General features: G+C 67.9%; 13 protein-coding genes. 3 read left to right on the forward strand and 10 right to left on the reverse strand.

Annotation, left to right across the window (positions count from 1 at the left end; all coding sequences use genetic code 11):
- Positions 1–90 precede the first annotated feature (90 nt).
- Entirely contained in the window at positions 91–1284 is a 1194-nt protein-coding gene (locus AC5P9C_RS15495) for a pyridoxal phosphate-dependent aminotransferase (protein WP_057495121.1), read from the forward strand.
- Positions 1285–1402: 118 nt separating this feature from the next.
- Here AC5P9C_RS15495 and AC5P9C_RS15500 read toward each other — a convergent pair whose 3' ends face one another.
- Together AC5P9C_RS15500 and AC5P9C_RS15505 are read right to left on the reverse strand one after the other, a co-directional pair.
- Entirely contained in the window at positions 1403–3499 is a 2097-nt protein-coding gene (locus AC5P9C_RS15500) for a prolyl oligopeptidase family serine peptidase (RefSeq protein ID WP_049464633.1), read from the reverse strand.
- A 69-nt stretch (positions 3500–3568) separates the two neighbouring features.
- Positions 3569–3892, reverse strand: a complete 324-nt coding sequence (locus tag AC5P9C_RS15505) for a hypothetical protein (RefSeq protein ID WP_057495120.1) — start codon at positions 3890–3892, stop codon at positions 3569–3571.
- Between the two features lie 128 nt (positions 3893–4020).
- Between AC5P9C_RS15505 and AC5P9C_RS15510 the strand changes: the two genes are divergently transcribed.
- Positions 4021–4623: a lipocalin family protein gene (locus AC5P9C_RS15510; protein ID WP_049464637.1), complete on the forward strand. Its 603-nt coding sequence runs from the start codon at positions 4021–4023 to the stop codon at positions 4621–4623.
- A gap of 40 nt (positions 4624–4663) precedes the next feature.
- On the opposite strand, the gene AC5P9C_RS15515 is transcribed toward AC5P9C_RS15510, so the two are convergent.
- The 5 genes from AC5P9C_RS15515 to AC5P9C_RS15535 form a co-directional block, all read right to left on the reverse strand.
- Positions 4664–4963 (reverse strand): HigA family addiction module antitoxin, encoded by a 300-nt coding sequence (locus AC5P9C_RS15515; protein ID WP_049439995.1) that lies wholly within the window; start codon positions 4961–4963, stop codon positions 4664–4666.
- A 10-nt stretch (positions 4964–4973) separates the two neighbouring features.
- Positions 4974–5252, reverse strand: a complete 279-nt coding sequence (locus tag AC5P9C_RS15520) for a type II toxin-antitoxin system RelE/ParE family toxin (protein ID WP_080355515.1) — start codon at positions 5250–5252, stop codon at positions 4974–4976.
- A gap of 206 nt (positions 5253–5458) precedes the next feature.
- Positions 5459–6148: a methionine ABC transporter permease gene (locus tag AC5P9C_RS15525; RefSeq protein WP_049464639.1), complete on the reverse strand. Its 690-nt coding sequence runs from the start codon at positions 6146–6148 to the stop codon at positions 5459–5461.
- Complete coding sequence (locus tag AC5P9C_RS15530) at positions 6145–7152, reverse strand: methionine ABC transporter ATP-binding protein (protein ID WP_010481369.1); 1008 nt, start codon at positions 7150–7152, stop codon at positions 6145–6147. The genes AC5P9C_RS15525 and AC5P9C_RS15530 overlap by 4 nt, the downstream gene beginning before the upstream one ends.
- A gap of 179 nt (positions 7153–7331) precedes the next feature.
- Positions 7332–8228 (reverse strand): DMT family transporter, encoded by an 897-nt coding sequence (locus AC5P9C_RS15535; RefSeq protein WP_014038546.1) that lies wholly within the window; start codon positions 8226–8228, stop codon positions 7332–7334.
- A gap of 95 nt (positions 8229–8323) precedes the next feature.
- On the opposite strand from AC5P9C_RS15535, the gene AC5P9C_RS15540 reads away from it, so the two are divergent.
- On the forward strand, positions 8324–8806 hold the full coding sequence (locus AC5P9C_RS15540) for a YajQ family cyclic di-GMP-binding protein (RefSeq protein WP_049464641.1): 483 nt from the start codon (positions 8324–8326) through the stop codon (positions 8804–8806).
- Between the two features lie 34 nt (positions 8807–8840).
- Here AC5P9C_RS15540 and AC5P9C_RS15545 read toward each other — a convergent pair whose 3' ends face one another.
- From AC5P9C_RS15545 to AC5P9C_RS15555, 3 genes are all read right to left on the reverse strand, one after another.
- Entirely contained in the window at positions 8841–9938 is a 1098-nt protein-coding gene (locus AC5P9C_RS15545) for a helix-turn-helix domain-containing protein (RefSeq protein ID WP_049464643.1), read from the reverse strand.
- Positions 9939–10033: 95 nt separating this feature from the next.
- Entirely contained in the window at positions 10034–11161 is a 1128-nt protein-coding gene (locus AC5P9C_RS15550; RefSeq protein WP_053461428.1) for an NAD(P)-dependent alcohol dehydrogenase, read from the reverse strand.
- A gap of 17 nt (positions 11162–11178) precedes the next feature.
- On the reverse strand, positions 11179–12645 hold the full coding sequence (locus tag AC5P9C_RS15555) for a benzaldehyde dehydrogenase (RefSeq protein WP_074726167.1): 1467 nt from the start codon (positions 12643–12645) through the stop codon (positions 11179–11181).
- Between the last annotated feature and the right edge of the window lie 161 nt (positions 12646–12806).

Below are 12806 nucleotides of genomic sequence, written 5' to 3' on the forward strand. Positions count from 1 at the left end.
CAACCGACCCACCCGCAGGCCGTGAGGTTGCCGGCCAGCGGCCGGCACTACCGGAGCGCGTGACCCCGGTGCGCGGCGTACCATGGGCACATGAGCACCCTGCCCCACCCGCCGGGCTACAGCCGGCGCAGCCATGAAATCGCCCCGTTCCACGTGATGTCCCTGCTGGCCCGCGCGCAGGCGCTGGAACAGGCCGGCCACGATGTGATCCACCTGGAAATCGGCGAGCCGGACTTCACCACGGCCGAACCGGTCGTGCGTGCCGGCCAGGCCGCATTGGCCGCCGGCCATACCCGCTACACCGCTGCACGCGGCCTGCCGGCGCTGCGCCAGGCGATCAGCGGCTTCTATCGCAGCCACTACGGGCTGGACATCGACCCTGAACGCATCCTGGTCACTCCGGGCGGCTCCGGTGCGCTGCTGCTGGCCAGCAGCCTGCTGGTCGACCCCGGGCGCCACTGGCTGCTGGCCGACCCCGGTTATCCGTGCAACCGTCATTTCCTGCGCCTGGTGGAAGGCGGCGCGCAACTGGTGCCGGTTGGCCCGGACACGGCCTACCAGCTCACCCCCTCCCTGGTCGAACAGCACTGGAACGCCGACAGCGTCGGCGCGCTGGTCGCCTCGCCGGCCAACCCCACCGGCACCGTGCTTGCCGCCGACGAACTGGCGGCACTGTCGCAGGCCCTGCACGCGCGGGGCGGCCACCTGGTGGTGGACGAGATCTACCACGGCCTGACCTACGGCCTGGATGCGCCCAGCGTGCTGCAGGTGGACGACAGCGCGTTCGTGCTGAACAGTTTCTCCAAGTACTTCGGCATGACCGGCTGGCGGCTGGGCTGGCTGGTGGCACCCCCGGCAGCGGTACCGGACCTGGAGAAGCTGGCGCAGAACCTGTACATCAGCGCCTCCAGCATTGCCCAGCACGCCGCGCTGGCGTGTTTCAGCGAAGAATCGATGGCGATCTTCGAGCAGCGTCGCGAAGCGTTCCGCCAGCGTCGCGACTTCCTGCTGCCCGCGCTGCGTGAGCTGGGCTTCCGTATCGAGGTCGAGCCGCAGGGCGCGTTCTACCTGTACGCCGACGTCAGCGCATTCACCGACGATGCGCAGGCGTTCTGCGCCCACTTCCTGGAAACCGAGCACGTGGCGTTCACCCCGGGCCTGGATTTCGGCTTCCATCGCGCCAACCAGCACGTGCGGCTGGCGTACACGCAGGAAGTACCCCGGTTGCAGGAGGCGGTGGCGCGGATCGCGCGCGGGTTGAAGCGCTGGCAGGGATCACGTTGACGGTAGTGCCGGTCGCTGGCCGGCAACCCGGGAATGCGTGAATGATGCAGTTGCCGGCCAGCGGCCGGCACTACCGGCAAAGAAAAACGCCGCCCTCGGGCGGCGTTTTCCGTTCTGCTTACTTGCCGCCCAGCCGCTCCCACAGGAAGCTGTAGGCCAGCGCCGACATATGCGCGGCCTGCGCGTTGTTGGCGGCGCCGCCGTGGCCCCCTTCGATGTTCTCGTAGTAGGTCACGTCCTTGCCGGCGTCGATCATCTTCGCGGCCATCTTGCGGGCGTGGCCCGGGTGCACGCGGTCGTCGCGGGTCGAGGTGGTGAACAGCACCGGCGGGTAGTTCTTCTTCGCGTTGAACAGGTGGTACGGCGAGAAGGTCTTGATGAACTCCCAGTCGCTGGTATCCGGGTTGCCGTACTCGGCCATCCACGAGGCACCGGCCAGCAGGTGGCTGTAGCGCTTCATGTCCAGCAGCGGCACCTGCACCACCACCGCACCGAACAGCTCCGGGTACTGGGTCAGCATGTTGCCGGTCAGCAGGCCACCGTTGCTGCCGCCCTGCACGCCCAGGTGCTTGGCGCTGGTGATCTTGCGCTTGACCAGGTCCCGCGCCACCGCAGCCATGTCTTCATAGGCCTTGTGACGGTTCTGCTTCAGCGCCGCCTGGTGCCAGCGCGGGCCGTACTCGCCGCCGCCGCGGATGTTGGCGACCACATACACACCGCCCTTCTCCAGCCAGGCGCGGCCCATGCCACCGGAATAGCTCGGGGTCAGCGAGATCTCGAAGCCACCGTAGCCGTACAGCAGCGTCGGATTGGAGCCATCGAGCTTCATCGCCCTGTCGTGCACCACGAAGTACGGCACGCGGGTGCCGTCCTTGCTGGTGGCGAAGTGCTGCTCGATCACCTTGCCCTTGGCATCGAAGAAGGCCGGCATGGTCTTCAGCGTTTCCGGTGCCTGGCCGATCTCGGCCAGGGCCAGCGTGGTCGGGGTCAGGTAGTCGGTTGCAGTCAGCCACACCGCATCGCTGTCGTTGCTGTCCACGGCCGCCACGCCCAGCGTGCCAAAGGCCGGCGCGCCCACGAAGCGGCTGGTCTGCCAGCCATTGGCGCCCGGGGTCAGCACCGACAGGCGGTTCTTGACGTCGTCCAGCACATTCAGCACCAGGTGGTTCCTGGTCCAGGTGGCGCTGGCCAGCGAGGTGGTCGCGGTCGGGGTGAACAGCACGTCGAACTCGCGCTTGCCGGCCAGGAAGTCATCCAGCTTCGTCGCCAGCAGCGAACCGGACGCGTACGTCTTGCCGCCCACGGTCCACGGATCGCGCAGCTCCAGGGTCAGCCACTGCTTGTGCAGGCCCTTCTCGGCCGAATTCGGCGCGTCGATCTTGGTCAGCGTGCCGTCGTCGCCGCGCAGGTAGATCTCGTTGTTGTAGAACGCCAGGGTGCGGCTGACCAGGTTGCGTTCGAAGCCCGGGGTGTCATCGTGCATCGCCGCGATGTACATGTCCTCCGGCTTGCCTTCATACACCACGGTGGCCGAGGCCATCGGCGTGCCGCGCTTCCACAGCTTGGCCACGCGCGGGTAGCCGGAGGTGGTCATCGAGCCGGCACCGAAGTCGGTGTAGACGAACACGGTGTCGCGATCGACCCAGTTGAGGCCGCCCTTCGACTCCGGACGGAAGAAGCCGTCCTTGATCCAGGTCTTGTTGGCCAGGTCGAACTCGCGGGTCACGTCGGCGTCGGCACCGCCGCGCGACAGCGCGATCAGGCAGCGGCTGTAATCCGGGCGCAGGCAGTCGGCGCCGTGCCAGACCCAGTTCTCACCCTCGGCCTTGTTCAGTGCATCCAGGTCGAGCACGGTCTCCCACTGCGGCGAAGCCTTGCGGTACTCGGCCAGGGTGGTGCGCCGCCACAGGCCGCGTTCGTGCTGCTGGTCCTTCCAGAAGTTGTAGTAGTAGTCACCGATCTTCTGCACGCCGGGAATCTTGGCATCGGAGTCGAGCACCTCGCGGATGCGGGTCTCCATCTGCTTGAAGGCCGGGGTCTGCGCCAGGCGCGCCTCGGACTTGGCATTCTGTTCCTTGACCCAGGACAGCGGCTTGTCGCCGGTGACGTCCTCCAGCCAGGCGTAGCGATCGGTGTCTTCAGCGGCCACGGCGGTCCCCACCGAGGCAGCGGTCATCATGCCGGCCAGCAGGCAGGCGGAAGCGAGTCGTGACATTGCAGCTCCAGGCAGTCATAAGCCGTGGAACGCTAGCACGGAATGTCGTGGCCTCCCCCGTGTCGAAGGTCAGGCCGTGGCGGCCGGGCTGCGCCGGCCACGCGAGGCCGGAACAGGCCTGCGCCGCGCCTGTCCACCGGTACGCCGCACCAGCGGCAGCCCTGACAGGCGCGGCAGTGGAAAGCGCAGCAGCGCCCACCAGGCCACCAGCGGCATGCCCACCAGCCACATCGGCAGCCAGCCGAGCCACGTGCTGTTGCCACGTGCCGCCGGCCAGACCAGCACCAGCGCCAGCCCGGCCAGGGCCAGCTGCCGCACGCCACGCAGCAGGCGCGGGTCGGCGCGTTCGACAATGCGTTCAGTTGCAGGGCGACGGACGGAACGTGCGTTCATGGGGCTTCTCCGGTAGACAATGCAACACAGCTTGGGCAAGCCCCTTCTCACAGGTTGCGACACCATTGACGGATCGCGCACGCTCAGTCGACCATGCTCAGGCAAAGCCCTCCTGAGCCCGCTCCCGCATGACTTCGATCCGCCCGCTCTGCGCCGTGTTGCTGGCCCTGTCCCTGGCGGGTCCCGCCATGGCGGCCGGTGAGCCGCCATCACCCCGTGCCAGCGTCCCGCGCGCCGCCGATCCGGATGCACCGATCGACCTGAAGCGCTTCATGGGCACCTGGTACGTGATCGGCCGCGTGCCGAACTTCATCGAGCGCGGGCACGTGGCCAGCGTCAACGAGTACGAACTGCGCGACGCGCACAAGGTCGGCATCACCTACCGTTACCGCGATGGCTTCGGCGAACCGCTGCAGGAAGTGCGCGCGCGCGCCAGCGTCGACCCGGACAGCGGCAACCACGGCTGGCGCACCTGGTTCTACCGCGTGGTGCCCACCCATTCGCGGGTACTGGAAGTCGCCCCGGATTACTCGTGGGCGCTGATCGGTTATCCGGGCCGTGAGATGGCCTGGATCTTCTCGCGCACGCCGGACATGGACAAAGCCCTGTACAAGGAGCTGGCCGAGCGCCTGCGTGACGAGTACGGGGTAAACACCGACAAGCTCAAGCGCGTGCCGCAGCACCCGGAGCAGGTCGGCAAGCTGGGCTACGAAGTACCGAACGCGCGTTGACCGGATCGTGGGCGCGGATCCGGGGCCGCGCGTCCAGGATTCATGCCGCCCGAGGCTGCACGCGGCGTTCGATCTCGCTGCGTGTTGGCAACGTCTTGAGATCGTAGGCCGCCTGCATCGCAAGCCAGGAAGCGGCATCCCCGCCGAAATGCCGTGCCAACCGCGCTGCCGTGTCCGCCGAGATGCTGCGCTGACCGTGGACGATGGCGTGCAGCCGCGTTGCGGGAACATCCAGCGCCTTCGCCAACGCATTCACGCTCAGCGACAGGGGCAGCAGAAACTCTTCGCGCAGGATCTCGCCAGGATGGATGGCGCGCATGCCGTTGTGGGGACGCTTCATGGCGGGCACCTCAGTGATAGTCAACAATTTCCACGGCATCGGCGCCGCTGTCGGTCCAGGTGAAACAGAGCCGCCACTGATCATTGATGCGGAGGCTGTATTGTCCTCTCCGATCACCTGACAGCGCCTCAAGACGATTCCCGGGCGGGCTGCGCAGGAAGGCCAGCGTCTGTGCCGAATCGAGCAGCTGGAGTTTACGTTCAGCCGCGCGTCGTATCGGGCGCCAAGCGCGAGGGCAGGCTCCTTCAAACAGGGCACGGGTCTGCTTGCAGCGGAATGAACGGATCATTCCGTCAAACGTATTACGCCTTACGGAACATACCAAGGAACGCGATGTGCTGCCAGTCCCAGTCTGGCGATATCGATCCCTGATGGGCGTGGCGGCTTCCAGAGCCTGGCGCTATGACAGGCACCCTGTCGACCCTCTGCAGGCTGCAAGCTGCCGGCCAGCGGCCGGCACTACCCGAACGATGCCGGGCGCCGCCCGGCACTCTGTTATCTGCGGCTGTAATGCGCGACCAGGCGGTCGCCGAGCATCTGCAGCAGCTGCACCAGCACCAGCAGCAGGACCACGGTGACCAGGGCGACGTCGGTGTGCGAACGCTGGTAACCATCGCGGAACGCCAGGTCGCCAAGGCCGCCCGAGCCGATCGCACCGCCCATCGCGGTGAAGCCGATCAGGGCCACGGTGGTGACCGTCGCACCGGCAATCAGGCCCGGGCGCGCTTCCGGCAGCAGCACGCGGGTGACCAGCTGCCAGGTGGTGGCACCCATCGCCTGGGTCGCCTCGATCACGCCCCGATCCACTTCGCGCAGCGCGGTCTCGACCAGGCGCGCGTAGAACGGCGCGGCACCAATGACCAGCGGCACGATCGCACCGCGCACGCCCAGCGAGGTGCCCATCAGGAACAGCGTGACCGGGATCAGCACGATCATCAGGATGATGAAAGGCACCGAACGCAACAGGTTCACCACCAGCGCCAGCGCACCGTAGGCGAACGGACGCCGCTTCATCTGCGGCGCGCCGAACAGGTACAGCAGCACGCCCAGCGGCAGGCCGATGACCAGGGTCAGCGGCAGCGAACCAAGCAGCATCAGCAGGGTGTCGAGGGTCGCCTGGCCGATGTCGGCCCACTTGCCCGCATCCAGATGGCGGAAGAAACCACCGGCAGTGGCGATGATCATCGACGCAGCTCCTCAACATGCACGCCGGCAGCCACGAACGCGGCCTGCGCGGCAGACTGGTCACCGCCCACCAGGGCGACCACCAGCTGGCCATACGGGGTGTCCTTGATCCGGTCGATACGCCCGGACAGGATGTTGTAGTCGACCCCGGTCTGGCGCGCGACGCTGCCGAGCAGGGGTTCGTAGGTGTCGCCGCCGAGGAAGGTCAGGCGCACGATGCGCCCGCCGACCACGTCGAAATCGCGGTGCAACGCGCCTTCGTCCACATGCTCCGACTCGCTGACGAACCGGCGCGTGGTCGGGTGCTGCGGGTGCAGGAAGACGCGGGTAACCGGTCCGGTTTCGACCATCTGGCCGGCATCGAGCACGGCGACGCGGTCGCAGACGCGGCGGATCACATCCATCTCGTGGGTGATCAGCACGATGGTCAGGCCGAGCTCGCGGTTGATCTTCGACAGCAGCGACAGCACCGATGCAGTGGTCTGCGGGTCGAGCGCACTGGTGGCCTCGTCGCACAGCAGGATCTGCGGGCGGGTCGCCAGCGCACGGGCGATGCCGACGCGCTGCTTCTGGCCACCGGACAGCTGCGCCGGATACTTCTGCGCATGCGCTTCCAGGCCGACGGTCTGCAGCAGTTCGGCAACGCGCGCATCGATCTCCGCCTTCGGCGTCCCGGCCAGCTCCAGCGGGAAGGCGACATTGCCGGCCACGGTGCGCGAGGACAGAAGGTTGAAGTGCTGGAAGATCATGCCGATGCGCCGGCGCAGCGCGCGCAGGCCGTCCGCGTCCAGCGCGGTGACATCCTCGCCGCCGATCAGCAACCGCCCGCCACTGGGTTCTTCCAGCCGGTTGATCATGCGGATCAGGGTCGATTTGCCGGCGCCGGAATGGCCGATGATGCCGAATACCTCACCGGCTTCGATGGTCAGGTCCAGCGGTTGCAGCGCGCTGACTTCGCGGCCGGCAACGGCATAGGATTTGTGCAGGCGCTGGAACTCGATCACGGGCGTGGCTCACCGGCTGGGTGACGGAAGGGGGCGTGCAGCCTACCAGCGCAGGCCGTCGCGCGCCCGCGCCATGGGCCAGAATGTTATTCCTTTTGGTTCTAAGCCGCCCGCGCCGGCGCATTCGCCGGGGTCGGATCCCCGCAGGGGCTCTGACCGCATTCCCTGGCCCAACCGGCTCAGGGATGATCCAGCGGCTTCGGCGGCTCCTGCCGGTTCACCCGCTCGCGGTGCAGCAGGTACAGACCGGAGGCGACGATGATCGCGGCGCCCACCCAGGTATAGCCGTCGGGCAGCTGGCCCCAGAAGGCCAGGTCCCAGCCGATCACCCAGACCAGCCCGCTGTACTCCAGCGGCGCGATCATCGAGGCCTCGCCCAGCTGGAAGGCCTTGGTCAGGGCGATCTGGCCCAGGGCCCCGGCCAGGCCCATGCCGGCGATCAGCGGTGCATGCGCCAGCTGCAGCGGCACCCAGCCGGGAATGGACAGCAGGCCGGCACCGATGGCCATGATGACCAGGAACCACACCACCATCGACTGCGAGGTATCGGTGCGGGTCAGCAGGCTGACCGTGATCGCCGCCACGGCATAGGCGGTTGCCGCCGCCAGCACCATCAGGCCGGGCACCGAAATGAAGCCGTCCACGCCCGGACGCAGCACCACCAGCACGCCGACCAGGCCGATGCCGATGGCGACCCAGCGCCGCGGCCCGACCCGCTCGCCCAGCAGCGGCACCGACAAGGCGGCGATCAGCAGCGGAGCGACGAAGTAGATGGTGTAGGCGGTGGACAGCGGCAGGTCGCGCAGGGCGAACACGAAGCAGCCGATCATCGCCATGCCCAGCGCCCCGCGCAGCAGGTGCAGGCCCCAGCGGCGCGGCACCAGCGAACGCGGCCCCGCGCTGGCCAGCACCCACACCAGCACGAACGGCAACGAGGCCGCGCCGCGCAGGAAGGTCACTTCCAGGGTGGGGTAGCTGGCCGACAGCTGCTTCATGCCAGCGTCCATCAGCGAGAAACAGGCGACCGCAGCGACCATCCAGGCCACCGCACGCGAAGGGGAGCGTTGCACGTTCATGGCCCATTATCGCCCGGTCGTCGCCTTCTGCAGAACACGGGCATGCGGGCCCTCGCGATAGAATGGTCGCCACTGAATCCTGCGGAGCATCGCCCATGCCTTCCTTCGACGTCGTGTCCGAAGTCGACACCCACGAACTGACCAACGCCATCGACCAGGCCAACCGCGAACTGAGCACCCGCTTCGACTTCAAGGGCGTGGATGCCCGGTTCGAACGCGACGGCGATGTGATCAACCAGACCGCGCCGACCGAGTTCCAGCTCAAGCAGATGAACGACATCCTGCGCGCACGCCTGGCCGCGCGCGGCATCGACGTGCTCAGCCTGGAGTTCGGTGACATCGAGACCAACCTGGCCCAGGCCCGGCAGAAGATCACCGTCAAGCAGGGCATCGAGCAGAAGATCGCCAAGAAGATCGCCGCTGCACTGAAGGACGCCAAGCTGAAGGTGGAAAGCCAGATCAACGGCGACAAGCTGCGCGTGCAGGGCAAGAAGCGCGACGATCTGCAGGAGGCCATCGCAGTACTGAAAGCCGGCAAGTTCGAACTACCGCTGCAGTTCAACAACTTCCGCGACTGATCGATCCGCCGGGCCGTGCCCGGCGATCCCCGCGTCAATCGCGCAGCAGCTTGTACAGCGTGGTGCGCGAGATCCCCAGCTGGCGCGCAGCCAGGCTGAGATTGCCGTCCGCGGCCTGCGCCGCGCGGCGTGCCGCCTCGCGCTGCTGCTGACGCAGCAGTGGCGTACCGGTGGTGTTGCTGGCACGGCGCGGCGTACCGCGCCGCGCCGCGCACCGCGGCCCCTGCAGATGCTGCAGGTAGACCGCACTGCCCTCGCCCAGCCGGACCCGATGCGGTGCACCGGGTTGCAGCAGGCGGCGCCGCTGTGCCGCACTGGCGCCGGCAAACAGCACGCCCAGGTCCAGCAAGGGCAACGGCCCGCGCCTGGGCAGGCCCAGCAGGCGCCGCGCAACGCGGTTGGCCGCGCGCAGCTGGCCATCCTCCTGCACTGCCAGCAGCCCCTGCAGCGGCGACAGCAACCAGCGCGGATCATGCTGCACCGCCAGCAGGTGGACGTCGGCCAGCGCACTGAACAGGCGATTCTCGCTGGCCAGCGCCGCCTGCCGGAAATAGCCCTGCAGCAAGGACGGATCCCGCTCGCCCAGGCCGGTAATGTCGATCGCCCCACAGACCCGGCCATCGGGATCATGCAGCGGCTCACTCAGGCAGAACACCGGGGCGAAACGCTGCAGGTAGTGCTCGTTGCCACGCACCAGCGCAGGCAGGTCGTCGGCCAGGCTGACCGCCGGTGCGGTGGTGCCGATCACGCTCTCGCCGAGCCGCCGCCCGACCTGGATCGGCCGCAGCAGGGGCGCGTCTTCCAGGCCATGCGCCTGCTGCGCGATCACCATGCCATCGCGGTTGGCGCAGAACATCGTCCAGCCGCGCCCACCGAACGCGGCCCACAGCTGTTCGAGCTCGGGCCGCACGCAGCCCGCCAGGCGCCGGTCATCGGGATGGGACAGGTGGCGGCCGTCACCCAGCAGCGGTGGATAGCAAGGCTCCTGTCCCGGCTGCAGGCCCGCCGCACGGGAGCGCTGCCACGACCGCTGCAGGGGCAACGGCAACAGCTGCAATGACTGCGCATCGCCCTCGGCGAAGGCGGCACGCGCCGCCACCACCTGCTGTTGCCCGACTGTCGTGGCCATCATCACCTGCGCCCTCCGCCGGTGGCCGACGCGGCCACGGCTACCGAGGGTACACCTGCGTTGCCGCGGCGAACCAGGCGCCGCGGCAACGCATCGTTTCATGCGGCGATGCGCAGGATCGGCTTCAGCGTGATGCCACGGGTGCTGTCTTCGGCGGCCTGGTTGATCTGTTCCAGCGGATAGAACTTCACCAGCTTGTCGAACGGGAAGCGTCCCTGCTGGAACAGGGCCACCAGCTGCGGAATGAACACCTGCGGCACGCTGTCGCCCTCGACGATGCCACGGATGCTGCGGCCCCCCAGCAGCAGGTTGTTGACATCGAAGCTGGCAGTTGTGCCCAGCTTCGGCGCACCCACCACGCCCATCATGCCCCGTCCGCCGAGCGCCTCGATCCCGGCTGAAAGCACCTCCGGGCGCCCGGTCGATTCCAGCGCGTAGTCGGCCCCGCCGCCGGTGATCGCACGCACCGCCTCGACCACGTCAGTCTCGCGACTGTTGACCACGTGCGTGGCCCCCAGCTCCAGCGCCAGTTCCAGGCGCGAGGGCACCACATCGACGGCGATGATGGTGGTGGCGCCGGCCACCTTGGCCGCCATCACCGCGCTCAGCCCGACCGCACCGGCACCGTAGCTGGCGAAGCTGCTGCCGGACCGTACCTGCAGTGCATTGAGCACCGCACCGGCGCCGGTCTGGATGCCACAGCCCAGCGGGCCGAGCAGTTCCAGTGGCGCATCGTCGGGCACCTTGATCGCGTTGATCTCGCGCGCCAGCGCATAGGTGGCGAACGAGGACTGTGCAAAGAAGTGGTCGTGCAGCGGCTGGCCGTGCGCATCGGTGATCGCGGTATGGCCGTGGCCATCGTCGCCACCGAAATTCAATGCGAAGAAGTCGCGGCAGTAGGCGCCGTGACCGCCGCGGCAGGGATTGCAGTGGCCGCAGGCACCATAGGTCAGCACCACGTGGTCACCCACCTGCAGCGCCTTGACGTTGGGCCCGACCGCTTCGACGATGCCGGCACCTTCGTGGCCGAGCACAGCCGGCAATGGCACCGGGTAGTACTGGTCGCGCACGATCAGGTCGGTGTGGCACAGGCCGGCGGCCACCACTTTCACCCGTACTTCGTCATCCTGCACGCCACGCAGCGTGGCCTGCTCGATGACGAACGGCTGTTCCTTGCCGCGCACAACGGCAGCGGTGATCTCACGGGATGCAGCGTCGTTGTTCATGCGTAGGTCCTCCTGGATCAGATCGGGTAGGCGGGCGCTTCGCCCTTGACGGTCAACCACTGCCACTGGGTGAATTCTTCCCCGTTGGCCGGGCCGCCGATGCTGGTGCCGTTGCCGGACGCACCCACGCCGCCGAAGGGATTGATCACCTCGTCATTCACCGTCTGGTCGTTGATGTGCAGCAGGCCGGTGCGCAGGCGCTCACCCAGCTTCAGCGCGCGACCGACATCGCTGGAGACGATGGCCATCGACAGCCCGTACTCGCTGTTGTTTGCCAGCTGCACGGCGTGGTCGTCGTCGTCGAACGGCACCACCACGGCGACCGGCGCGAAGATCTCTTCGTTGAACGCGGGATTGCCGGCGTCGACGTTGCCGAGCACGGTCGGTGCGAAAAACAGATCGTGGTACGTGCCACCGGCTTCCAGCGAAGCGCCGGCCTGCACCGCCTGCTCGACCACGCGCACGGCATGGTCGCGCTGGCCGGCATTGATCAACGGGCCGATCGCCACGTCTTCGCGCGCCGGATCCCCCACCTTCAGCGACGCCGCTTTGGCCACCAGCTTCTGCAGGAACGCATCATGGATCTTCCTGTGCACCAGCACGCGGCCGGTGGCCATGCAGATCTGTCCCTGGTGCAGGTAGACGCCCCATGCCGTATTGGCCACCGCCAGCTCGAGATCGGCGTCATCAAGAATGATCAGCGAATTCTTGCCGCCCAGCTCCAGCGAAACCTTCTTCAGGTGCCGGCCTGCGGCTTCTCCGACCTTGCGCCCGGCCGCGGTGGAGCCGGTGAACTGGATCATCGCCACGTTCGGATCGCTGGTCAGTGCGGCGCCGGCGGCGCCGTCCCCCGGCAGCACGTGCAGGACGCCCGCGGGCAAGCCGGCCTGCTCGAACAGGCGGGCAATCACCGCGCCACCACATACCGCCGTGCGTGGGTCCGGCTTGAGCACCACCGCATTGCCCAGCGCGATCGCCGGGGCCACCGCGCGCATCGCCAGATACAGTGGAAAATTGAACGGTGAAATGACGCCGACCACGCCCAGCGGGCGACGCCGCGCCAGGTTCAGGCGGCCGGGTTCGGAGGGCAGGATCTCGCCGACACTGCGCGACGGCAATGCGGCGGCCTCGTGCAGCGCCTTGACGGTCACATTGGCCTCGAAGCCGGCCTTCAGGCGGGTCGATCCGCTTTCGCGGACCAGCCATTCAACCAAGGTGTCGATATTCTCCTCGGCCAGCCGCGCGGCGGTGCGCAGCACCTGTGCGCGCTGCTCATAGGGAGCCGCGGCCCAGGCCTGCTGGGCCTGCGCCGCAGCGGCTGCCGAACGCGCGACCTGCGCCGGGTCGGCCAGGCCGATCTCGCCGAGCGTCCGGCCGGTGGCCGGCTCGATCACCGGCTGCCGCTGCACGGCGGCCTGCCAACGGCCATCAAAGAAGGTGCCGGACCAGAGCGCATCCGGCAGCCACGGGGAAGTTGCAGTCATGGGTGTCCTCCTGTGTCGTGCGTCCATTCCACGCCCACCGCCGTCGGCAGGCAATCCGCCATCCGCCGGTGGCCTGCAAGGGATTGACGTGGCGGGGATTTCCAGCATCGCCGCTGTCCAGTTCCTGCACAGTGAACGGCGCGTGGCGGCACACGCCTACA

It is taken from the genome of Stenotrophomonas sp. YJH_SMC_10, from assembly GCF_059371555.1.